This is a genomic window from Microbacterium esteraromaticum, from assembly GCF_016907315.1.
Classification (GTDB): Bacteria; Actinomycetota; Actinomycetes; order Actinomycetales; family Microbacteriaceae; genus Microbacterium; species Microbacterium esteraromaticum.
Genome location: NZ_JAFBBS010000001.1, coordinates 1,432,897 through 1,454,019, shown reverse-complemented (window position 1 = coordinate 1,454,019; position 21,123 = coordinate 1,432,897). Strand labels below are relative to the sequence as shown.

Sequence of the window (21,123 nt, the reverse complement as noted above, 5' to 3'; positions counted from 1 at the left end):
GAGTCATGACAATGGCAGCCACTCACGTCGGTGTCGAGATCACCGAAGAGAGCGTGCGCGCGGTGGAGGTCAGCGCCGGGCGCTCCCCGCGCGTGGTCGCCTTCGGCGAAGTGGCGTTGCCGCCCGACGCCGCGAAAGACTCCGAGATCATCGACGAGGGGGCGGTCGCCGTCGCGCTGCGGCAGCTGTGGACGACCGCACGCATCAAGGGCCGTTCCGTCACCCTCGGCATCGCCAGTCGCCGCGTGCTCGTCCGTGAGTACAGCACGGCAGCCATGCCGCCCGAGCTGCTGCGCAAGGCGCTGCCCTTCCAGGTGCAGGACCTGCTTCCTGTTCCGGTCAGCCAGGCGGTGCTCGACTACTACCCCACGTCGCAGCAGGGCGAGCAGCTGCACGGGCTGCTCGTCGCCGCCGTCGCCGACACCGTGGAGCAGCTCATCGCGGCCTTCACGCGGACGAAGCTGCGGGTGCAGGCGGTCGACCTCACGGCGTTCGGACTGGCTCGGGCCGGACGCGTCGTCGCGCCGCAGGGCACGGTCGCCGTCATCCATGTCGGAGACCACACGACGCAGATCGTGATCATGCGGGATGGCATTCCCGAGTTCGTCCGCATCCTTCCCGCTGACCTCGAGACCGCGGCCGTCCGCCGGCGCAGCCTGATCGCGTCAGACGAGAGCATGACGGCACCGGCCGCCGAGCTCGCCGGAAGCGTTGTCGGCAGCGCCGGCGTGCTGCCGCGCGGCGCTCTGCGCGGCGACGTCGGCGGGCGCCCCTCAGCCGATCTCATCGCGCGTCTGCGAAGCACGCTGTCGTTCTACCTGAACCGCCCCGGCGCCGCCCAGATCCAGCAGGTGCTGCTCACGGGCGCCGGAGCGATGGTCGAGGGCGTGCAGGCAGGCCTGAATGAGCACGCGGGGGCACCCGTGAGGGTGATCGGCCTGCCCGAGGTGATCGCGATGCGTGAGAGCGCGCCGACGGGCGAGCTCGCGCTGAATCTCGTGAGCACCCTCGGTCTCGCGCTCGGAAAGGACAGCTGATGGCACGCACAGCCGCCATGGTGGGCCAGGCCCCCCGTGTGAACCTGCTGCCGCCGTCTGAAGTCGCACGGCGGGAGCGAGAGGCCCTTGCCGGCCGGTGGGTGTGGGTCGGCATCGCGGCGATCATCGTCTCGGTGCTGCTCGTCGCCGGTGCCTGGGTGTGGAATCAATTCGCCCAGCAGCAGCTGGCGTCCGAGCAGACTCGCACGAACATCCTGATCACGCAGATCGGCTCGCTGTCCGAGGTGAGCGGCGCTCTCGCTACGGACCGCGAACTGCGCGGATACCTCGCCGAGGCCATGGGGTCTGACCTGGTCTGGAAGGACATCCAGCGCAAGATCGAATCGCAGCTTCCCGGCGATGTGCGACTCGTCGGCTTCGAGCTGACGCCGGGACCGCCCTCGGCGCTGGCGATCAATGAGGAAGAGGCGGCGAACAAGATCGGACTCAGCGGGACCATCACTCTCGACAGCCCGAACACGCTGGAGATCGCCACGATCGCCGCGCGGCTGCGAAACGTGCCGGCGATCGTGCGCAGCGACGCGAATGCCCTCATCGAGAGCACTGCTGACGAAGGCCGCTTCACATACACGATGGACGTCGCATTCGATCAGAACGTGTACACAGGGCGGTTCGCCACCGAGCCGGAAGAAGAGGCGAAGTGATGACGAAGCAGCTGATCACTCTGATCGGAGCGCTCGTCGCGGCCGCCGTGCTCGCTGCGGCCGTTCTGGTCGGCGTCGTGCCCCTCGTGGGCGGCGTCTTCACCGCAGCGGGCCAGCGGCAGCAGGTCGAGACCACGAATGCGGGGTATGAAGCGCAGATCGCCGACCTCACCGCGCAGAACGAGCGCCTCGACGAGATCGAGAGCGGCGTTGAACAGCTGCGCGCGCAGATCCCCGACGGAGAGCTGCTGAACCAGGTGTTCGACCGCATCTCGCGTGCGGGCACATCGGCCGGCGTCGAGATCACCGGCGTCAGCAGGGGCGATCTCGCGCCGTACGCCGCCCGGACGGGCACCACCGGCGGCGCGGACGCTCCCGGCGCACCAGCGGAACCGGCCGAGCAGACCGAGACCGGAACCCCGATCGACGATGCGGCCGAGGTCGCCGACGACGCAGCCGCCGCCGCGACCCCTGAGGGCGCGGCTGCCGAGGGAACCGACGCCGCGACGCCTGCCGCAACTGAACCGTCGCGACAGCAGGTCGAGCTGACCATCCGCGCGAGCGCCACCGACATCAGCAGCGCATTCGCGTTCCTCGACGGTCTCAGGGCCGGGCCGAGGGGCATCGCGATCGACTCTGTGACCACCACCCGCACAGCTGAGACCTTCGACATGCAGATCACGGTGATCGCCTTCCTGCACGACGATGGAGACGAATGACATGACTGAGACTCTCGACGATCTGCTTCGCGTCGGTGCCGAATCCGGTGCATCCGACGTGCACATCACTGCCGAGGCGATCCCGCTGATGCGCGTGGACGGCGACCTCGTCGCCATCCCTGGGCACCCGGATGTGCTCAGCGACAGCTGGGTCCGATCCGCGGCCTTCACGCTGATGAACAGCGGTCAGCGTGCCGAGTTCGACGAGCGACACGAGGTCGACCTGGCCTTCGCCGTCGATGGCGTCGGGCGCCTGCGCGTCAACGTGTTCCAGCAGCTGGGCTCCATCGCCATCGCGCTGCGCTTCATTCCCGAACAGGTGTTCACGCTCGAGCAGCTCGGAGCGCCCGCGATCGCGAGAGACCTCGCCCTGCGCCCGCGCGGCCTTGTGCTGCTGACGGGCCCGACCGGATCTGGCAAGTCGACCACGCTGACCGCCATGGTCGACATCATCAACAGCACCCGCCCGGTGCACATCGTCACGATCGAGGACCCGATCGAGTTCCACCACACCAGCAAGCGGGCTCTGATCCACCAACGCGAGGTGGGCAGCGACACCAACTCGTTCGCCGAGGCGCTGCGGCGCGTGCTGCGTCAGGATCCCGACGTCATTCTCGTCGGCGAGCTTCGAGACCCCGAGTCGATCATGACCGCGTTGTCGGCCGCGGAGACGGGCCACCTCGTGCTCTCCACGCTGCACACCCAGGGCGCTGCGAAGTCGGTGAACCGCATCGTCGACGTGTTCCCCGCCGATCAGCAGCATCAGATCCGGACCCAGCTCGGCGACACCTTGCAGGGAGTCATCAGCCAGACCCTGCTGCCGCGCGCGCAGTCCGGCGGACGGACGATTGCGACCGAGGTGCTCGTCAACAATCCCGCCGTGGCCAACCTCATCCGCGAAGGGCAGGTGGCTCAGCTCTACACCGCCATGCAGGCGGGCGCGAACGACGGCATGCACACCCTCGATCAGGACCTGCGCCGCCTGGTCGGCGAGGGGACGGTCGCGGCGGCGGTGGCTCGCACCTTCGCATCGGACCCCGCATCGCTCGACAACGTCTTCGTGCGTGCGAACGACTTCGACGCCGACTCATGGTCGCACTATGCCGTCGACCAGCAGCTCGAAGAGTGGGGTTCGTGATGGCCACGATGCAGGAGTGGCAGTATCAGGCCATCGACCCCAACACGACGCACACCCTCAAGGGCACGATGGATGCCACCAGCGAGGCCGTCGTGACTGCAAAGCTCAGAGCTCAGGGCCTCATGCCCATCGAGGTCTCGGCTCTGGCCAAGACCGGCCTGCGACGCGAGATCACACTCCCCAGTCTGAAGAAGGGCGTGCCGGCCAAGACGCTCGCCATCTTCGCTCGGCAGATGTCAGCGCTGATCAACGCCGGTCTGCCTCTGCTGCGCACGCTCAACGTGCTGGCGGACCAGACCTCCGACAAGAAGCTCAGTGCCGTGGTCTCGATGGTGGCCAATGATGTGGAGACGGGCTCGTCGCTGTCAGCGTCGCTGCAGCGGCATCCGCTCATCTTCCCCCCGCTGATGGTGTCGATCGTGCGCGTCGGGGAGTCGGGCGGCTTCCTCGGGGCCGCGCTCGAGTCGATCGCCGAGAACTACCAGAAGCAGGCAGAGCTGCACGGCAAGATCCGATCCGCGACGACGTACCCGGCTGTGGTGCTCGTGATCGCGATGCTCGGCGTGCTTGTCATGGTGACGTTCATCGTGCCGGTGTTTGAGGACATGTTCGAGGGACTGGGCGGCGAGCTGCCGCTGCCGACGCTCATCCTCGTGACGATCTCGCACAACATGATCTGGATCCTGCCTGTGATCGCGCTGGCAGTGCTGATCGGGTGGGTGTGGTGGATGCGCAACCGCTACACGGACGGCTATCGAAAGATCGTCGACCCGATCAAGCTGAAGCTCCCGATCTTCGGCGCGCTGGTGACCAAGATGGCCGTCGCGCGGTTCTCGCGGAACCTATCGATGATGCTCGACGCCGGTGTGCCGATCATCCAGGCGCTGTCGATCGTGGGCCAGGCGTCGAGCAACTGGAAGATCGAGCAGACCGTGCGCGACATCCAAGAGTCGATCCGCGCGGGTCGCTCGTTCGCCGTGCCCCTGTCGAACGCCGCCGTGTTCCCGCCGATGGTGTCGCAGATGGTCGCCGTCGGTGAGGAGTCGGGAACGCTCGGCCAGATGCTCGGCAGCATCGCCGACTTCTATGAGGATGAGGTCGAGACCGCGACCGAGCAGCTGTCGTCGCTCATCGAGCCGGTGCTCATCGTGGGTCTCGGCGTGGTGATCGGCGGAATGGTGATCGCGCTGTACATGCCGATCTTCACCCTCTACGGCGACATCGCGAAACAGGGCTGACCGTCACACCGAGACGCGCAGCACTTCCTCGATCGTCGTGATGCCGTCGGCGACCTTCGTCCAGCCGTCGTCGCGCAGCTCGAGCATGCCCTGCCTCAGCGCGAGCTCACGCAGGTCGGCACCGGTCGCGCGGGCGACCAGCCGCTGCTCGATCTCGTCGGTGACGGTCATCACCTCGTGCAGGGCGACCCGGCCGCGGTAGCCGGTGTTCGAGCAGCTCGCGCACCCGACGGCGACATGTACGTCGGCCGAGTCGATCAGAGCGGGAGGCATGCCGATCTGCCGCAGCATCTTGGCATCGCCCTCGTACGGCTTGCGGCACCGCATGCACAGTCGCCGGGCAAGGCGCTGCGCGACGACGGCGCTCAACGCGGTCGCCACGAGGAAGGGCTCGATGCCGATCTCGGTCAGACGCGTCAGCGCGCTCGGGGCGTCGTTCGTGTGCAGGGTCGAGAGCACGAGGTGACCGGTGAGTGCCGCCTCGATCGAGATCGCGGCCGTCTCGCGGTCGCGGATCTCTCCGACGAGCACGACATCGGGGTCGGAGCGCAGGATCGAGCGCAGCGCGGTCGCGAAGGTGAGGCCGGCACGGGGATTCACCTGCACCTGGTTGATGCCCGCGATGCGGTACTCGACCGGGTCTTCGACCGTGATCACGTTGATCCGGGGGTTCGCGACCGTGCGCAGCGCCGTGTACAGAGTGGTCGACTTGCCCGAGCCGGTCGGACCGGTCACCAGCACCATGCCGTGGGGCCGGGTGATCGCGTCGCTGAACCGGTCGCGGTTGACCGGCGAGAAGCGCAGGTCTTCCATCGTCATCGACTGACCGGTGTTGTCGAGGATGCGCATGACGATCTTCTCGCCCCACACCGTCGGCAGAGTCGCCACGCGAAGGTCGACGGAGCGTCCTTCGTGCAGCACCGAGATGCGGCCGTCCTGCGGCACACGACGCTCGGCGATGTCGATCGACGACATGATCTTCAGTCGCGAGATCACGCCGTCCTGAATGCCGCGGTCGGCGCTCTGCATCTCGTGCAGCACACCGTCGATGCGGAACCGCACGGTCAGCCGGTGCTCGCCCGGTTCGATGTGGATGTCGCTCGCACGGTCGTTGATCGCCTGTGTGATCAGCAGGTTCACGAAACGCACGACGGGCGCATCGGCGTCCTGATCGTCGAGGTGCTCGGTGAAGACGATGTCGGATGAGCTCGACGATTCCCCTATCTGCTCAGACAGGTCGGTCAGCTCGCCGTCGGAGCGCAGGAAGCGCTCGAAGGTCTGCGCCAGGGCATCCGCCGCCGCGACGATCGGCGTGACGCGCATGTCAGTCAGGCTCGCGATGTCGTCGAGCGCGATGATGTCGGTCGGGTCGATCATCGCGACGGTCAGCTCGTCGCGCATCACGCGCAACGGGATCAGCCGGTAGCGGCGGCAGAGGTTGCCCGGCACGAGGGCGATCACATCGGGATCGAACTCGTACGTCGACAGATCGATGTAACGGTGGTTCGTGGCGAGCGCGATCGCCTCGGCGAGCTGGGCGTCGGTGGTGGCTCCCTTGCGCACCAGCCAGGGGCCGAGCTCGTCGCCGTCGCCGACGGCGGCCATGGCGGCCGACACGTCATCGGCCCTGGCCGCGCCGGTCAGCACAAGAGTATGCGCGAGTCCTCGCACAGCGATCCCCATTCCCGTGAGCACCGCCCCCCCTAGGGCACTCACCTGGCTTCATACTAAGCCGAACCAGCCCCGCCCGTCGCCCCCGAATTCCGCGGAAACCCGCTCCGGCGGGCCCCGCCCTCAGGCCTCGTAGACCACGGCTCCGCCGACGACCGTGCGCACGACCCGCGCCTCCAGCAGCTCCTCCGCAGGGCGCTCGAACACATTCCGATCCAGCACGATGAAGTCGGCGAGCAGCCCGGCCGCGAGTCGGCCGTAGCGGTTCTCGGCGCGGCACGCCCAGGCGGCGTCGCGCGTGGCGTGGATCACAGCATCCGCCAGCGGCAGCTTGTACCGCTCGACGTTCGGCTCGAGGGCCGGGTTCAGCGCCGATCGCCGCGTCGCGGCGATGAACATGTTCGGCAGGGGATCGAAGTGCGAGGTGGGGGAGTCGGTGCCGAACACCAGGGTCGCGCCCTGCTCGGTCATCTCGGGCCAGGGGTATCCGCGGTCGATGCGCTGGTCTCCCAGCATCGCGCGCCAGTTGTCCTGAATAGCGGGGTCGGAGTGCACGGGCTGCATCGACGCCGTGATGCCGAGGGCTGCGAGGCGCTCGATGTCGTCGGGGTCGACGACCTCGAGGTGCTCGATGCGGTGCCGGCGCTGGGCCGGGCCGTTCTCGGCGACGGCGCGCTCGATCGCCGTGATCGCGTTCGCCACGGCCGCATCGCCGATCGCGTGGATCGCGACCTGCAGTCCGGCGGCATCGGCCGCGACCACGACCGTCGTCAGGGCGTCGAGCGACCACACGGGCTCGGGCAGCGATCCGTCGGCGTACGGCGCGCGCACCGCCGCCGTGCAGCCGTCGACGGTGCCGTCGGAGAGGATCTTGACCCCGATGACGCGCAGCCAGTCGTCGCCCATCGCGTCGGCCAGCTCGGCGGCGCGGTGCACCTGAGCGAGGTCCTTCTCGGCATCGCCGGTCGGGTTCAGCAGCCAGTGCGCCGAGATGCGGGTCGTCAGAGCGCCCGCCGCATACGACCGGCGCATGGTCGCCAGCTGCGCCTCATCGAGAGCCATGTCGGTCACCGCGGTGACGCCGGTCTCGGCGAAGCCGCGCAGCGCCACCTCGAGCGCGCGGTCGGTGTCGGCCTCGGTCTCGAAGCTGTCGAGTGCCGCCCAGGCGAACTGCTGCATGGCCGTCTCGTCGATGACGCCGCTGGCGTGGCCGTCCGCGTCGCGGTGGATGCGACCGCCGACCGGGTCGGCGGTGTCGTCGCCGATCCCCACTTCGGCCAGCGCCGCGGTGTTCAGCCACATCGAGTGCAGGTCGAACGCCTGCACGTACACGGGGCGATCCGGCACGATCTCGTCGAGCATCTGCCTGGTGGGGTGAGCGACCGCGCTCTGCTGCCACCCCTGAGCGCGGATGCGCACGGCTTCCGGATCGGCGGCCGCCGCCTCGGAGATCGCCGCCTGGATCTGCGTCAGATCGGCCGCGCTCCACAGGTCGACCTGCTGCGCCGCCTCGCCGGTGTGGATCACATGCGAGTGCGCGTCGACGAACCCTGGCAGCACCAGCGCTCCGTCGAGCGGATGCCGCTCGGCATCCAGCCCGGCGATGCGGCTCGCGGTGGCGTCGTCGCCGACGTACTGGATGCGGTCGCCCGCCAGCACCATCGCGGTCGCCCAGGCCCGCCGGTCGGCCGTGAAGATGCGTCCTCCGGTGTACAGCTGCGTCGTCATCGTGCGACCTTTCCGCTCATCACTGCGTACAGGCCTCCGGCGACGATAACGCCGACCGGGACCGACAGGTCGATGTAGCCGAGTGCCTCGGCGATCGGGCCGGTCCACACGTCGGTCGACAGGCAGAGCGCGCTTGCGATGATGCCGACCACGAAGGCGACGATCCCGGGAACACCCCACCCGCCCGAGTACCAGTAGCGTCCACCCGGCCGGTCGTCGAACAGGTCGAGTCCGTCGTAGCGGTTGCGGCGCAGCACCACGTCGACCACGAAGATCGCCATCACGGGCGCGGCGACCACGATGAGGAACTGCAGGATCAGATTCACCGCGCTGAGGAACGTGGTCGACAGCGTCAGGTAGATGGTGAGCGCCGTGCCGATCACACCGACGACGATCGCGGCGGGGATGCGCCGCAGCGGGACGCCGATCGCCTGCAGCGCCATGCTCGAGGTGTACGTCGTCATGCCGTTCAGGGCGACGGTGTTCAGGATCACGCCGAACACGAGCAGGGGTGCGAGGGCGGCGGGCAGCATGCCGAGCATGACGCCCTCGACGCCGAACTGCAGATCTTCCGCGCTCACGGCGGTCGCCATCAGCGCGCCCATCGTCGTGAAGAAGACGCCGGGCACCGCGCCGCCGAGGGCGGTCGCGGCGATGATGCGACCCGGCGGCGTCGAGCGGGGCAGGTATCGCGCCATATCGGGGCTGTTGATGTACGACAGGGGAGAGGATGCCAGGATCGCGAACCCGATGGATGCCGCAGACCACAGCGCGCCGCCCTGGAGCGGCTCTGCGGCCCGGTACGCCCAGTCGACGTTCGGCAGGATGAACCCGGTGAGCACGAGGAAGATCGCGAGCAGCAGCACCGCGACGTAGGTGTAGGTGCGCAGGATCAGTCCGTGGCCGTAGACCGCGACGAGAACGGTGACGGCGGCGACGACGATCGTCACCACGATGGGTGCGGCGATGGGGGCGTCCCATCCTAGGCGGGCGAGCATGTCGGCGCCGAGGAAGGCGGCGGCGAGCCAGTTGAGCGCGAGGTAGACGGCCGATACCAGCCAGCCCATGAACGCGACCACGATGCGGTTGCCGATGACGCCGTACATCGCGCGCATGATCACCGAGCCCGATGTGCCGGCTGCGGGGCCCGAGATCGCGATGACGCCGGTGAAGATCCACGGCAATGCTCCGGCGATGATCACGAGCAGTGCCTGCCAGAGCTCGAGACCGAGCACGATGAGCGTCGCGCCGACGGTGAAGTTGAGCACGCTGACGTTGGGTGCGGCCCAGACGAAGAACAGGTCGCGGGGTCGGCCGTGGCGCTCGGCGTCGCCGATGAGCTCGATGCCGCGCGTCTCGGGGTGGGTGGCGGAAGCCGCGTCTGCCGCAGCGTCGCTCGCGGGGTTCAGGGACATGGGTGCCTCTCAGCGGTCTGGGACGTCGTCGTCCTGGGCGATCCTTATTGATCGGGTAGCCAATAGTGCTGTTGGTCACTTATCCAATAACATGGGGAAGGTGATGTCAAGCCCCGCTTCGTACACGCGGAAACAGCCAGGCCAGCGCCGTGAGGAGATCCTCGCCGCGGCTGCCGGGATCGCCCTCGACGACGGACTCGAGCGCATCACCGTGCGCGCCGTCGCCGAGCGCATCGGCGTGCGACCAGGCCTGATCTCGCACTATTTCCCCGCCGTGCAGGACCTCGTCATCGCCGCATTCGAGCGCGCCGCGTCGAGCGAGCGCACCGAGGTGCTGCTCGGCGAGGGCACCCCCAGCGAGAGGATGGCGCGGTTCGTCGCATTCTTCGCGTCAGAGGCATCCGTCCCGCTCTCGCGTCTGTGGCTGAACGCCCGTCACCTCTCGCGCTTCACCCCCGCGCTCGCCGCGGCCATCGCCGCGCAGGAGGCCGCGTACCTCGAGCGCATCACCGAGATCGTCGCGTCAGGATTGTCGCGTGGAGAGTTCCGGACTGCGGATGCCGGTGCCGCGGCCGTGCGCATCCTGATGGCCGTCGACGCGACGACCACCTACGTCAACGACCCGCCCGGCCCCGAGCGCTTCGGCTACTCCAGCTTCGTCGCCGACGTCGCCGCGTGGACGCTGGGGCTGCCGGACGGCGCGCTCGGGTAGGTCGAGTAGCCGGCGCGCTCCCGCGGAAAGACGAGACGCAGGTCCGGATGACCGGGAACCTGCGTCTCTGAGTCTTCGGTGCGCTCCCGCGTCAGGCGTTGACCTTCGGGGTCCGCACGACGCCGGTCGGAAGATCCTCTGCCTCGTCGAAGGCGACCTCGGGTGTCGGGCGGCGGAAGCCGCGGGTCAGCCACAGCAGGTACAGCGCGCCCACTCCGGCCCAGATCAGGCCGACCGTCATGGCCATCTGGTCGAGGCTCAGCCACAGCCAGAGGTTGATGACGAAGCCGATGCCCGGCACCACGGTCCAGGCGAGCACCGAGCCGCGTGTGCTCTCGTCACCGCGGTGGCGCCACCAGAACGCGATCACCGACAGGTTGACGAACGCGAATGCGGTGAAGGCGCCGAAGTTGATCAGCGACGTCGCCGCGTTCAGGTCGAGCCCCAGCGCGGTCAGCGCGATCGCGCCGACGACGACGATGTTGAACACCGGCGTGCCCAGGCGCGGGTGCACGTAGCCGAAGACCTTTCGCGGGATGATGCCATCGCGGCCCATCGCGAACAGCAGACGTGAGGCGCTGAGCTGCGACGCGAGGCCGGACGAGAGCACCGACACCGTCGCCCCGGCGAGGAAGAACGTCTGGAACACGATGCCGCCGATGAACAGCGCGATGTACGGCGAGGCGCCCTCGATGTCGGGCGTGATCGCCGAGAGCGCGTCGATGTCGGGCACGAGGGTCTGCATGACGTAGGTGATCGTGACGAAGAAGGCGGCGCCGAGGGCGGCGATCCACATGATCGCGCGCGGCACCGTGCGGCGGGGGTCGACCGTCTCTTCAGACAGCGTGGTGACCGCATCGAAGCCGAGGAAGGCGAGGGCGAGCACGGCGGCGCCCCCGACCAGGCTCGCGAGGTCTGCGCTCATCGAGTAGAAGGGCGCGAAAGTGAAGGCGAGGGCGTTGTCGCTGGTGATCGCGCCGATCGTGAGCACGAGGAACACGGCGGCGAGCAGCGCCTGGAAGACGACCATGATCATGTTCGCGACCGCGCTGATGCGCACGCCGACGATGTTCAGCGCCGTGATGATCACGATGAGCCCGACGATCCACACCCACTCGGGCACGTCGGGGAACGACGCCGACAGGTAGATGCCGGCCAGCAGCGCGTTGATCATCGGCAGGAACAGATAGTCGAGCAGCGCCACCCAGCCGACCATGAATCCGACCGGGGCGCCGATCGTGCGGCGGGTGTACGTGTACGCCGAGCCCGCAGACGGGTAGACGCGCACCATCTTCGCGTAGCTGAACGCGGTGAACAGCACCGCGATCGTGATGATGATGTACGACATGGGCACGTGGCCCTTGGTGGCCTCCGAGACGATGCCGAAGGTGTCGAACACGGCGAACGGCGACATGTACGCCAGTCCGATGAAGACGACGTGACGCTGCGTGAGGCTGCGGTGCAGACTCGGTGCGCCTGGTGCGGTGGTGGTCATGGGTTACCTCTCTGTAAACCAGCGATGAGCGCGCGTCAGTCGGCGTCGGGAAGCCGTGGCGTGCGCGGGGGAGGGGTGCGGCGGTCGCCGGTGGTCTCGAAGGCGAGGCCGAGGGCGAGCAGCGCGGTGTCGTCGTAGGCGCGGCCGGCGAAGGTCAGGCCCACCGGCATGCCGATGTCGGCCATGGTCCCCATCGGCACGGTGACCGTCGGGATGCCCAGGTGCCGCGGCACGAGATTGCCGTTCGCGACCCACACGCCGTTGCGCCAGCCCGCCGCCGCCGACGCGGGATTCACGTCCATGTCGGCGCGGCCGATGTCGGCCATGGCCGGGAAGGCGACGGCGTCGAGTCCGAGCCCGTCCATCCACTGCTCGAGATCGATGCGCCGGGTCTCTTCCAGCCCGCGCACCCCCTCTTCGAGATGCGGGATGTCGGTGACACTCGCGTACGGATGCGCCTCGACCTGAGCCGGGTATGTGGCGATGTCGTCGTCGAAGCCGTCGTACCGGTCGGGAAGGGCGCCCTCAGGCGCGGGGAAGATCGTCGCGCCGTCGACGCCGACGAGCGTGCCGAGGTTCGGATCGCCGTTCGCGGCGAGGAAGTCGTCCCACGCCCATGCCGACAGGTCGACGATCTCGCTCTTCAGGAACTCGGGGCTCACCAGCCCTCGGGTGGCGATGGTCGGGGCGCCCGCACGGTCGCCCTCGTAGTTGGTGACAGCGGGGAAGTCGACCTCGACGACCGCGGCTCCGGCTGCTTCCAGATCGAGACGCGCCTGCTGCCACAGCTCGATGATCGACCCGCGGGTCTCGACCTTCTGACCCGTCGGCCCGCCGATGGTGGTGCCGGTGCCGGCATCCGGGTCGGCGTTGATGTACATCTTCGGGATGCCGATGCGCATGCCGCGCAGGTTCGCCGGGGCGATCGCGGGGTACGACCCTGGTCGCACCTCCGACGCGGCCGGGATGCGCACCCACGGCTGCGCGCGCCAGAAGTCGCCGCGGGCATCGGCGTCGTCGGCGACGATCACGTCGAGCACCTCGAGCAGGTCGGCCATCGTGCGGGTGTGCGGCACGACGACGTCCATGGTCGGCACGAGTGGCCAGTTGCCGCGCACCGAGATCACGCCGCGGCTGGGCGTGTAGGCGACGAGCGCGTTGCACGACGCGGGGGCGCGGCCGCTCGACCAGGTCTCTTCGCCGAGGCCGAAGGCGCCGAAGCTCGCCGCCGTCGCGGTGCCCGAGCCGTTCGACGAGCCGGATCCGAACGCGCTCGTCAGCCACTCGGCGCTGTACGGGCTCTCGGCTCTGCCGTAGACACCGCGCTGCATGCCGCCGTTCGCCATCGGCGGCATGTTCGTCAGACCCAGGCAGATCGCCCCGCCCGCACGCAGGCGCTCGATCGTGAACGCATCACGCTGTGCGACGAGGTCGGCGAACGCGGGCGACCCGGCCGCAGCCGTCAGCCCGGTCACGAGGTAGCTGTCCTTCGCCGTGTACGGGATGCCGTCGAGCGGCCCCCGCGTCTCGCCTGCGGCCCGGCGGGAGTCTGATGCCGCGGCCTCGGCCAGGGCATCCGGATTGCGCACGACCACCGCGTTCAGCGCGGTCTCGGTGTCGGGGCCGTCGTAGGCGTCGATGCGGGCGAGGTACGCCCGCACGAGCTCGACGCTCGTGGTCTCACCCGACTCGAGGGCCGCGCGCAGCTCGGCGATCGAGCGCTCGTAGACGTCGAACATCAGTTGCTCCTCTCGAGGCGCGGCTGCTGCTGGGTGATGCAGTGGATGCCGCCGCCGCGCGCGAAGATCGGGCGGGCGTCGACGGTCACGGCACGACGGCCGTAGGCCTCTTCGAGGATCTCCCTGGCACGGGCATCCGCCTTCTCCTCTCCGAAACCGCACACGACGACGCCGTCGTTGACGACGAGATGGTTGATGTAGCTCCAGTCGACGAAGCCCTCGTCGTCGCGCAGCTCGGCGGGAGCGGGCACGTCGATGATCTCGAGGGTGCGGCCGGCGGCATCCGTCTGCTGCTGCAGCATCTGCTTGAGGTCGCGGGTGACCTCGTGGTCGGGGTGCGCGGGGTCGTCCTGCCGATGCAGCAGCACACGACCGGGGCCGGCGAAAGCGGCCACGATGTCGACGTGTCCGTTGGTGCCGAACTCGTCGTAGTCGCGCGTGAGGCCGCGGGGCAGCCAGATCGCTTTCTCGGCGCCGAGGGTGCGCAGCATCTCGGCCTCGATGCGTGCCTTGTCGGCGTACGGATTGCGGTTGGGGTCGAGCTGCACGGTCTCGGTGAGCAGCACCGTGCCCTCGCCGTCGACGTGGATGCCACCGCCCTCGTTCACCAGCACCGAGCTGACGAGCTCGGCGCCGACCCGCTCGGCGACGATGCGGGCTATCCCGGCCGATACCTGCCACTCGGCCCAGGCCGGAGCGCCCCAGCCGTTGAAGATCCAGTCGACTGCGCCGAGCACGCCCGGGCGCTCGTCGTCGACGACGAAGGTGGGCCCGAAGTCTCGCATCCAGAACTCGTCGAGGGGCGACTCGACGATCTCGACGTCGGAGCCGAGCATGCGCTTCGCGCGCTCGACCTCGGTCGGGTCGACGACCATGGTGACGGGCTCGAACTCGGCGATCGCGAGCGCCGTGTCGGTCCAGGAGCGGTACGCCGTCTCCTGCCATTCGGAGCCGTCGCCCAGCGTGACGCCGGCGCGGGGGAACGCCATCCAGGTGCGGTCGTGCTGTGCGCCTTCGTGCGGCATCCGCCAGCTCATGTGGTCTCCTTTGCCCGGCTGTCTATTGATCTAGCGATCAATAGATGATGTTCCTACACTGGAGGCACCATGTCAACACCCGCCACCCGCACTCGCACGCGCAAGAGCCCGCAGCAGCGATCCGCCGAGATCCACGACGCCGCGCTGGCCGTCGCCCGAGAGGACGGGCTGTCGGCCCTCACCCTGCGGGCCGTCGCAGCCCGCGCCGGGGTCGCATCCGGACTCGTCGCGCACTACGTCGAGAGCATGGACGACCTTCTCGTGCGCACCTTCCGCGAACTCGTCAGCGCCGAGCTCGATGAGATCCGCGCCGAGGTCGCCCTCGCGGACTCACCGCCCGCCCGCGTCGCCCGCATGATCGAGACCGTGCTCGACAGCGGCCACAACGACGTCACCCTGATCTGGGTCGACGCCTGGTCGCTCGGCCGCGGCAGCGCCGCGCTCGCCGAGGCCATCGAAGAGCAGATGGACGCCTGGCAGTCATTCATCGCCGCAGTGATCGACGAGGGCAGGGATGCCCGGCTCTTCACCACCGAGGACCCCCTGGCCGTCGGATGGCAGATCCTCGCCATGATCGACGGCATCGCCGCGCACGCCCTCACCCGCCGCACCGACGGCGCAGCGTTCGCCGAGCGCCTGGCCCAGGCGTGCGAGACGCTCGTGGGTGCGCGGGCCGGGACGATCGTGGCCGAGCTCAGCCCGCGCGGCTGACGCGAGCTTCAGCGGTCGCCGCGTCGAGCGCCGGCTCTCGAGACCAGGAGCGCAGTGCAGGCGGTGACGGCGCCGACGGCTACGGCACCGAGCAGCTCCGGACCTGCCTTCCTGCGCCCGGGTGCAGACACCGCCGCCGCGAGCATGTCGAGACGAGCGGGTAGAGCGGCCAGCCCCTGCCGGCGGGCCAGCTCGCCGGTGATCCGCGCGTCTGCCTCGTCGAGCGCCTGGGCCGCCGGCAGCTCGTACGACCGATAGTCGGCGTACTGCCTCACGGCGCAGAGCAGCTTGCTCCACCAGTGGAACACGGTCGCCGCGAAGGCGAGAAGGACCATCGTCACCACGGCCGCCGTCACACCAGCCCACTGCAGGCTGCCTCGTGACGGATCGATCTGCAGCGCCACCAGTGCGATGACCAGCCCCGAGATCACCGTCAGCGGGCCGAGCAGCATCGACGGGAACGCTCGGAGCACGGGCATGAGAAGTCGCGGCCGCAGATAGCGGATCGACGTCGACAGCTTCGCCGCCCGCGCATCGATGACAGCGTCGAGCGCGCTGTTGAGTGCATCGTCGCCCAGGTCGCGATTGGAGAAGAACGCCCGCACGCCTCGTACCCGGCGCCACTCAGCGAGGTTCGTCCGGAGGTCGGCGAGCGCAGCTGCGTCGTCCGGGGCCGCGCCGGTGAGAGAACCTGCCGCCGAGGTGATGGTCACGGGATCTTTCGCGAGGTCGGCGATCTCGACCCCGCCCGTCAAGAGGAACGCACCGATCACAGCCGCGAGCAGAAACGCGGCGACGAGCAGCGCCAGGCCGATCAGGGTGTCGTCACCGGCCCCCGGTTCCCGGAACCCGGCGGTCAGGTAGGTGGCTGACATGCTGATGATGAGGCCGGTGCCCAGAGCGAGCAGCGCTGGCAGAAGCAGCTGCTGCAGGCCCAGAGCGCGATGCCTGACTGCGGCGAATCGGCGGAGTCGCGGTGGCCGCATCGTCGCGTACTGCGCGAGGTTGAGGATTGAAGCGAACAGGCTCATCGAGGCGACCGTGACGATGCCCACCACCGCCCATGTCACGAATGGGTTGTCGATCATGTCGCGCTCCTCTGCCTCTTCCAGACCCTATCCATCACCTGAGACGTCCGCGGCGCCGCATAGGCTGAGGGCATGACTGACGTTCTGCCCTCCGGCCTTGCCATCAGCGAGTTCAGCTCCGACATCCGTCCGCAGGACGACCTCTACCGCCACGTCAACGGCGCGTGGCTCGACGCCGCCGAGATCCCCGCAGACAAGGCGCGCTGGGGCTCGTTCCACATGCTCGCAGAGCAGGCCGAGAAGGATGTCCGCGAGATCATCGTCGAGTCGCAGGACGCCGCAGAGGGCACCCTCGAGCGCAAGGTCGGCGACCTGTTCCGCAGCTTCATGGACACCCAGCGCATCGCCGAGCTGGGCCTCGCACCCCTGAAGGCCGAGCTCGCCAAGGTCGACGCGATCGACAGCATCCCGTCGTTCCTTCAGACCGTCGGCACGCTCGACCGCGACGGCATCGCCGCGCTGATCGGCGTCTTCATCGAGCCCGACCCCGGCAAGCCCGAGCGCTACGTGCCGTTCGTCGTGCAGGCCGGTCTCTCGCTGCCCGACGAGAGCTACTACCGTCTCGAGAGCTTCGACGGCACCCGCGCCGCGTACCGTGCGCACCTCGAGCGCATCCTCACCCTCGCCGAAATCGACGACCCGGCAGGCCAGGCCGACCGCGCCTTCGGCCTCGAGCACGACATCGCCGGCCACCACTGGGACAACGTCGCCTCGCGCGACGCCGTCAAGACCTACAACCTGCAGTCGTGGGACGAGTTCCAGAACCTCGTCGGCGTCGACCTCGTGCCGTGGCGCGATGCCGTGGCCGTGGCCAACCCGAGCGCTTTCGACGAGCTCGTCGTCTATCAGCCCAGCTTCTTCGAAGGGCTCGGCGCTCTGCTCGTCGACGAGCGCCTCGACGACTGGAAGGCGTGGCTGCGCGCCAAGGTCGTGCATGGCATGGCCGCCTACCTCACTGACGACTTCATCGACGAGAACTTCTCGTTCTACGGCACCGAGCTCACCGGCACCCCGTCGATCCGCGAGCGCTGGAAGCGCGGTGTCTCGCTCGTCGAGGGCTCGCTCGGCGACGCCGTCGGGAAGATCTACGTCGAGCGTCACTTCCCGTCAGAGTCCAAGGCCGCCATGGACGAGCTCGTGGCGAACCTCATCGAGGCGTACCGCCAGAGCATCCAGGAACTCGACTGGATGAGCCCCGAGACGCGAGAGAAGGCGCTCGCCAAGCTCGACACGTTCCGTCCGAAGATCGGCCACCCCGACGTGTGGCGCGAATACGACGGCGTCGAGATCGACCCGGCCGACCTCGTCGGCAACGCGCACCGCGCGACGGTGTTCGAGCACGACCGTCAGGTCAAGAAGGTCGGCGGACCGATCGACCGCGACGAATGGCACATGCCGCCGCAGATGGTCAACGCGTACTACAACCCGCTGATGAACGAGATCGTCTTCCCGGCGGCGATCCTGCAGTACCCGTTCTTCGACGCCGGCCGCGACGCGGCCGCGAACTACGGCGGCATCGGCGCGGTGATCGGCCACGAGATCGGCCACGGCTTCGACGACCAGGGCAGCCGGTACGACGGCGACGGTCGTCTGCAGGACTGGTGGACGGATGCTGATCGCGCGGCGTTCGACGAGCGCACCAAGGCGCTCATCGCACAGTACGACGTGCTCGTGCCGCTCGGCCTCAGCGACGAGAACACCGTGAACGGTGCGCTCACGATCGGCGAGAACATCGGCGACCTCGGCGGACTCGGCATCGCCCTGAAGGCATACGAGCTGTCGCTCGACGGCGAAGAGGCGCCCGTGATCGACGGCTACACGGGCATCCAGCGCCTGCTGCTGTCGTGGGCCCAGGTGTGGCAGCAGAAGAGCCGCGACGCGGAGACCATCCGCCTGCTCACGATCGATCCGCACTCGCCCAACGAGTTCCGCTGCAACCAGATCCTCAGCAACATCGATGCCTTCTACGAGGCTTTCGACGTGAACGAGGGCGACCGCCTGCACCTGCCGAAGGAACAGCGCGTCACGATCTGGTGAGGTCGGGTTACCGGGCGGAGGTCGCGCGACTATGCTGACCTAGGCATGGGGGTTCGGCAGGAGGGGCTGATCCCCACAGACGCTGCTCCCACCACTCCTGTTAGGACTTCGCGCGTGGTTCCGTCCTCCGCTCCCGGCTCCGAGCCCGCATCGGGCGCGCCCGCGATCCGCCGTCGTGCGCCCCGCGGCGGGCGTCGCGTTCCGCGCCGCGCTGCCGTCGACCGCCGGTCGTTCGCGCCGAGCCTTCACCGGCTCGAAGAGCTGGCGCAGAGCGGTGCGCAGGTCTCGGTGCACGTCGCCGAACTCGACTCGGGGTGCGTCGTGCTGTCGGGAGACGACCACGTTCCCCTGCCTATCGCCGGGCTCGGTGTCGTTCCCGTGCTGGTCGAGGCGGCCGCCGGCTTCGAATCGCGTACGCTCGACCCGCTGCGCATCGTCGACCGCCCCGACGACTCGCTGGTCACCCGCGCCGGCCTGTGGCGCCACCTGCGCGCGCCCGCGCTGCCGCTCATCGACCTCGCCGTGCTCGCCGCAGCTGCGGGCGACCCGACTGCCGCGAACGTGCTGCTCGACGCCGTAGGTCACGATCAGGTGCGTGCGCGCATGGTGTCGCTCGGGATGCCGCGCAGCGCGGTGCTCGACCGATTCCGCGACAAACGCGGCCCTGACGACGCTCCGCACGTCGCGGTCGGCACGACCCGCGAGTTCGCGAAGCTGTTCGCGGCCCTCGTCGACTCGCAGGCCGTCGATGCGGCCGTCAGCGCGCAGGTCGCGGAGTGGCTCAGCCTCAACCACGATCTCAGCCTGGTCGCGTCGGCCACCGGCCTCGACCCGTTCGCGCACGACAACGACGCGCACCGGCTGCTGTTCATCAACAAGACCGGACGCGACAGGGGCGTGCGCGCTGAGGCGGGAGTGCTCGTCGGGCCGCGGTCCGGCGTCGCCTACGCCCTGACCGTGTGCTTCGACGACCTCTCGATCAGCCACCGGCTGCGCGCGCACGACGCGTTCCGTGTGCTGGGCACCGACCTCATGGAGTACACGCACTGAGCCCAGTGGGTGCGGCGCTCGATCTGCGGGTGTCGGCCCAGGCCCTGACGCACCGGTGCCGGCATCCGGACCGGCCACCGGCGGACGCCGGCGACGCGCGGTCAGCGGGGGAGGGCCGGATGCGCCTCGGCGGCGGGATGCCGGGGGATCAGGAACGTCAGCGCGAAGCCGATGACCCCCGCGACGATCGACAGCCAGAAGCACACCTCGAAGGCTTCGCGGGTCGGGATCGCGCGCCCGCCGACCTCGATGCTCATCGCGGCCAGCACACCACCCATGACCGCCGATGCGGTCGAGGTGCCGACCGAGCGGAACAGCGCGTTCAGGCCGTTCGAGGCTCCGGTCTCGTGCGCGGGCACGGCGCGCATGATGATCATCGGCATAGCGGCGAACGCGAATCCGATCCCGATCCCGATCAGCACGTTGGCGATGACGAAGTGCCACACCTCGGTCGACCAGATCAGCACGAACGCATAGGCGAGCACGATCGCCGCGGTGCCGACCGTGAACAGCGGCCGCGGTCCCACGGTGCGCTCGAGCCAGCCGGACAGCGGTGAGATGATCATCATCATGACGCCCGAGATGGCGACGATCATGGCCGCGGCGAACATGTCGAGACCCAGCCCCGAACCGGACTCGCGGGGCAGCTCGAGCATCTGCGGAAAGGTCACGTTCGACGAGAACAGGGCGAAGCCCATGCCGATGGCGGCGATGTTCGTGAAGAGCACGGCCGGTCGCGCGGCGACGCGCAGGTCGAGCAGCGGCTCCTTCGCCCTCAGCTGATACCAGCCCCAGACGCCCAGCACAGCGAGCCCGCCGATCAGGCACGTCAGGCCGAAGGGCGAGGTCCAGCCCCACTCCGCGCCTCGCGACACGTACAGCAGCAGGCCGGTGAGCCCCGCAGCGAGGCCGAGCGCGCCGACGACGTCGAGCCGACCCGGTGCGAGCAGCACGTCATCCGGAACCACCAGCAGAACCAGCACCAGTCCGATCACGCCCAGCCCGGCGGCGAGCCAGAACAGCCCGTGCCAATCGGCGTTCTCGGCGACGAACGCGGCGACGGGCATCCCGACCGCCCCGCCGACGCCCATGGTCGCACTCATCAGTGCGACCGCCGTGCCGAGGCGCTCAGGCGGCAGCACGTCGCGCATGATCGCGATGCCCAGCGGAACGACTCCGGTCGTCGCACCCTGCAGGGCGCGACCGATGATCACCCCGATGATCGACGACGACAGTGCCGCGACGATCGAGCCGACCGCGAGCAGGGCGAGCAGCGCGATCACGACGCGGCGCTTGCCGTACATGTCGCCGAGACGTCCTGAGATCGGAGTCGCCACGGCGGCGACGAGCAGTGTGATCGTCACGACCCAGCTGGTGTCTTCGCGCGAGGCGTTCAGCAGCCGCGGAAGCTCGGCCTGCAGCGGCACGACCAGCGTGAACATGAACGCCGAGCAGAGCCCGACGAACGCCAGCACCGCGATGATCGCCGCCCGGGAGGGGGTGCGGGAGAGCCGCTTCCTCGCTCTGTCATCCGCATTGCCCACCGAACGAGGCTACCGGTGCCCGGAGGGGCGACGGCGCGAACGCCTCGGATCCGGCAGGTCGGCCAGGTTCCGGACGCCGGGCATCCGGACGCCGGATGC

The 21,123-nt window shown here is 69.0% G+C and carries 17 protein-coding genes; 9 read left to right on the top strand and 8 right to left on the bottom strand.

Annotation, left to right across the window (positions count from 1 at the left end; genetic code table 11):
* The first annotated feature begins 11 nt into the window (after positions 1-11).
* The 5 genes from pilM to JOE67_RS07090 are packed head-to-tail and all read left to right on the top strand — an operon-like array spanning position 12 to position 4,797.
* Positions 12-1,037: a pilus assembly protein PilM gene (pilM, locus tag JOE67_RS07110; RefSeq protein WP_204974791.1), complete on the top strand. Its 1,026-nt coding sequence runs from the start codon at positions 12-14 to the stop codon at positions 1,035-1,037.
* Positions 1,037-1,702 carry a hypothetical protein gene (locus tag JOE67_RS07105; RefSeq protein ID WP_204974790.1) on the top strand — a complete coding sequence of 222 codons (666 nt, stop codon included), beginning with the start codon at positions 1,037-1,039 and terminating at the stop codon, positions 1,700-1,702. Before pilM ends, JOE67_RS07105 begins: the two co-directional genes overlap by 1 nt.
* The gene (locus JOE67_RS07100; protein WP_204974789.1) at positions 1,702-2,421 is read left to right on the top strand and encodes a hypothetical protein; all 720 of its coding nucleotides are present in this window, start codon (positions 1,702-1,704) and stop codon (positions 2,419-2,421) included. Before JOE67_RS07105 ends, JOE67_RS07100 begins: the two co-directional genes overlap by 1 nt.
* Position 2,422: 1 nt before the next feature.
* Entirely contained in the window at positions 2,423-3,559 is a 1,137-nt protein-coding gene (locus JOE67_RS07095; protein ID WP_204974788.1) for a type IV pilus twitching motility protein PilT, read from the top strand.
* Positions 3,559-4,797, top strand: a complete 1,239-nt coding sequence (locus JOE67_RS07090) for a type II secretion system F family protein (RefSeq protein ID WP_204976764.1) — start codon at positions 3,559-3,561, stop codon at positions 4,795-4,797. Before JOE67_RS07095 ends, JOE67_RS07090 begins: the two co-directional genes overlap by 1 nt.
* Before the next feature lie 3 nt (positions 4,798-4,800).
* Here the strand turns inward: JOE67_RS07090 and JOE67_RS07085 are convergent, their stop codons facing one another.
* The 3 genes from JOE67_RS07085 to JOE67_RS07075 form a co-directional block, all read right to left on the bottom strand.
* A complete protein-coding gene (locus tag JOE67_RS07085; protein ID WP_420827654.1) occupies positions 4,801-6,468 on the bottom strand; it encodes a GspE/PulE family protein in 1,668 nt (555 codons plus the stop codon).
* Between the two features lie 123 nt (positions 6,469-6,591).
* Positions 6,592-8,196, bottom strand: coding sequence for an amidohydrolase (locus JOE67_RS07080; protein ID WP_204974787.1), 1,605 nt, complete (start codon positions 8,194-8,196; stop codon positions 6,592-6,594).
* The gene (locus JOE67_RS07075) at positions 8,193-9,611 is read right to left on the bottom strand and encodes a purine-cytosine permease family protein (protein WP_204974786.1); all 1,419 of its coding nucleotides are present in this window, start codon (positions 9,609-9,611) and stop codon (positions 8,193-8,195) included. The genes JOE67_RS07080 and JOE67_RS07075 overlap by 4 nt, the downstream gene beginning before the upstream one ends.
* A gap of 103 nt (positions 9,612-9,714) precedes the next feature.
* On the opposite strand from JOE67_RS07075, the gene JOE67_RS07070 reads away from it, so the two are divergent.
* Positions 9,715-10,323, top strand: a complete 609-nt coding sequence (locus JOE67_RS07070; RefSeq protein ID WP_204974785.1) for a TetR/AcrR family transcriptional regulator — start codon at positions 9,715-9,717, stop codon at positions 10,321-10,323.
* 91 nt (positions 10,324-10,414) lie between these two features.
* Here JOE67_RS07070 and JOE67_RS07065 read toward each other — a convergent pair whose 3' ends face one another.
* Genes JOE67_RS07065 through JOE67_RS07055 form a run of 3 tightly spaced genes read right to left on the bottom strand, consistent with a single transcriptional unit; the run spans position 10,415 to position 14,594 of the window.
* Positions 10,415-11,818: an APC family permease gene (locus JOE67_RS07065; protein ID WP_204974784.1), complete on the bottom strand. Its 1,404-nt coding sequence runs from the start codon at positions 11,816-11,818 to the stop codon at positions 10,415-10,417.
* A gap of 35 nt (positions 11,819-11,853) precedes the next feature.
* Positions 11,854-13,557 carry an amidase gene (locus tag JOE67_RS07060; protein ID WP_204974783.1) on the bottom strand — a complete coding sequence of 568 codons (1,704 nt, stop codon included), beginning with the start codon at positions 13,555-13,557 and terminating at the stop codon, positions 11,854-11,856.
* On the bottom strand, positions 13,557-14,594 hold the full coding sequence (locus JOE67_RS07055; protein WP_204974782.1) for an agmatine deiminase family protein: 1,038 nt from the start codon (positions 14,592-14,594) through the stop codon (positions 13,557-13,559). The genes JOE67_RS07060 and JOE67_RS07055 overlap by 1 nt, the downstream gene beginning before the upstream one ends.
* 69 nt (positions 14,595-14,663) lie before the next feature.
* Between JOE67_RS07055 and JOE67_RS07050 the strand changes: the two genes are divergently transcribed.
* Entirely contained in the window at positions 14,664-15,305 is a 642-nt protein-coding gene (locus JOE67_RS07050; RefSeq protein WP_204974781.1) for a TetR/AcrR family transcriptional regulator, read from the top strand.
* An 8-nt stretch (positions 15,306-15,313) separates the two neighbouring features.
* Here JOE67_RS07050 and JOE67_RS07045 read toward each other — a convergent pair whose 3' ends face one another.
* Positions 15,314-16,393 carry a hypothetical protein gene (locus JOE67_RS07045; protein ID WP_204974780.1) on the bottom strand — a complete coding sequence of 360 codons (1,080 nt, stop codon included), beginning with the start codon at positions 16,391-16,393 and terminating at the stop codon, positions 15,314-15,316.
* Positions 16,394-16,465: 72 nt separating this feature from the next.
* Here JOE67_RS07045 and JOE67_RS07040 point away from each other — a divergent pair, with 72 nt between their 5' ends.
* Positions 16,466-18,430, top strand: coding sequence for a M13 family metallopeptidase (locus JOE67_RS07040; protein WP_204974779.1), 1,965 nt, complete (start codon positions 16,466-16,468; stop codon positions 18,428-18,430).
* Positions 18,431-18,544: 114 nt separating this feature from the next.
* On the top strand, positions 18,545-19,480 hold the full coding sequence (locus tag JOE67_RS07035) for a serine hydrolase (protein WP_338041527.1): 936 nt from the start codon (positions 18,545-18,547) through the stop codon (positions 19,478-19,480).
* Between the two features lie 101 nt (positions 19,481-19,581).
* Here the strand turns inward: JOE67_RS07035 and JOE67_RS07030 are convergent, their stop codons facing one another.
* The gene (locus JOE67_RS07030) at positions 19,582-21,024 is read right to left on the bottom strand and encodes an MFS transporter (protein ID WP_204974777.1); all 1,443 of its coding nucleotides are present in this window, start codon (positions 21,022-21,024) and stop codon (positions 19,582-19,584) included.
* Positions 21,025-21,123 lie beyond the last annotated feature (99 nt).

What these genes read in the sequence shown, in the direction of transcription:
- JOE67_RS07075 (WP_204974786.1), bottom strand. Translation starts at nt 9,611, where the DNA reads ATGTCCCTGAACCCCGCGAGCGACGCTGCGGCAGACGCGGCTTCCGCC.
- JOE67_RS07045 (WP_204974780.1), bottom strand. Translation starts at nt 16,393, where the DNA reads ATGATCGACAACCCATTCGTGACATGGGCGGTGGTGGGCATCGTCACG.
- JOE67_RS07090 (WP_204976764.1), top strand. Translation starts at nt 3,559, where the DNA reads ATGGCCACGATGCAGGAGTGGCAGTATCAGGCCATCGACCCCAACACG.
- pilM (WP_204974791.1), top strand. Translation starts at nt 12, where the DNA reads ATGGCAGCCACTCACGTCGGTGTCGAGATCACCGAAGAGAGCGTGCGC.
- JOE67_RS07060 (WP_204974783.1), bottom strand. Translation starts at nt 13,557, where the DNA reads ATGTTCGACGTCTACGAGCGCTCGATCGCCGAGCTGCGCGCGGCCCTC.
- JOE67_RS07070 (WP_204974785.1), top strand. Translation starts at nt 9,715, where the DNA reads ATGTCAAGCCCCGCTTCGTACACGCGGAAACAGCCAGGCCAGCGCCGT.
- JOE67_RS07065 (WP_204974784.1), bottom strand. Translation starts at nt 11,818, where the DNA reads ATGACCACCACCGCACCAGGCGCACCGAGTCTGCACCGCAGCCTCACG.
- JOE67_RS07040 (WP_204974779.1), top strand. Translation starts at nt 16,466, where the DNA reads ATGACTGACGTTCTGCCCTCCGGCCTTGCCATCAGCGAGTTCAGCTCC.
- JOE67_RS07105 (WP_204974790.1), top strand. Translation starts at nt 1,037, where the DNA reads ATGGCACGCACAGCCGCCATGGTGGGCCAGGCCCCCCGTGTGAACCTG.
- JOE67_RS07050 (WP_204974781.1), top strand. Translation starts at nt 14,664, where the DNA reads ATGTCAACACCCGCCACCCGCACTCGCACGCGCAAGAGCCCGCAGCAG.
- JOE67_RS07055 (WP_204974782.1), bottom strand. Translation starts at nt 14,594, where the DNA reads ATGAGCTGGCGGATGCCGCACGAAGGCGCACAGCACGACCGCACCTGG.
- JOE67_RS07080 (WP_204974787.1), bottom strand. Translation starts at nt 8,196, where the DNA reads ATGACGACGCAGCTGTACACCGGAGGACGCATCTTCACGGCCGACCGG.
- JOE67_RS07095 (WP_204974788.1), top strand. Translation starts at nt 2,423, where the DNA reads ATGACTGAGACTCTCGACGATCTGCTTCGCGTCGGTGCCGAATCCGGT.
- JOE67_RS07100 (WP_204974789.1), top strand. Translation starts at nt 1,702, where the DNA reads ATGACGAAGCAGCTGATCACTCTGATCGGAGCGCTCGTCGCGGCCGCC.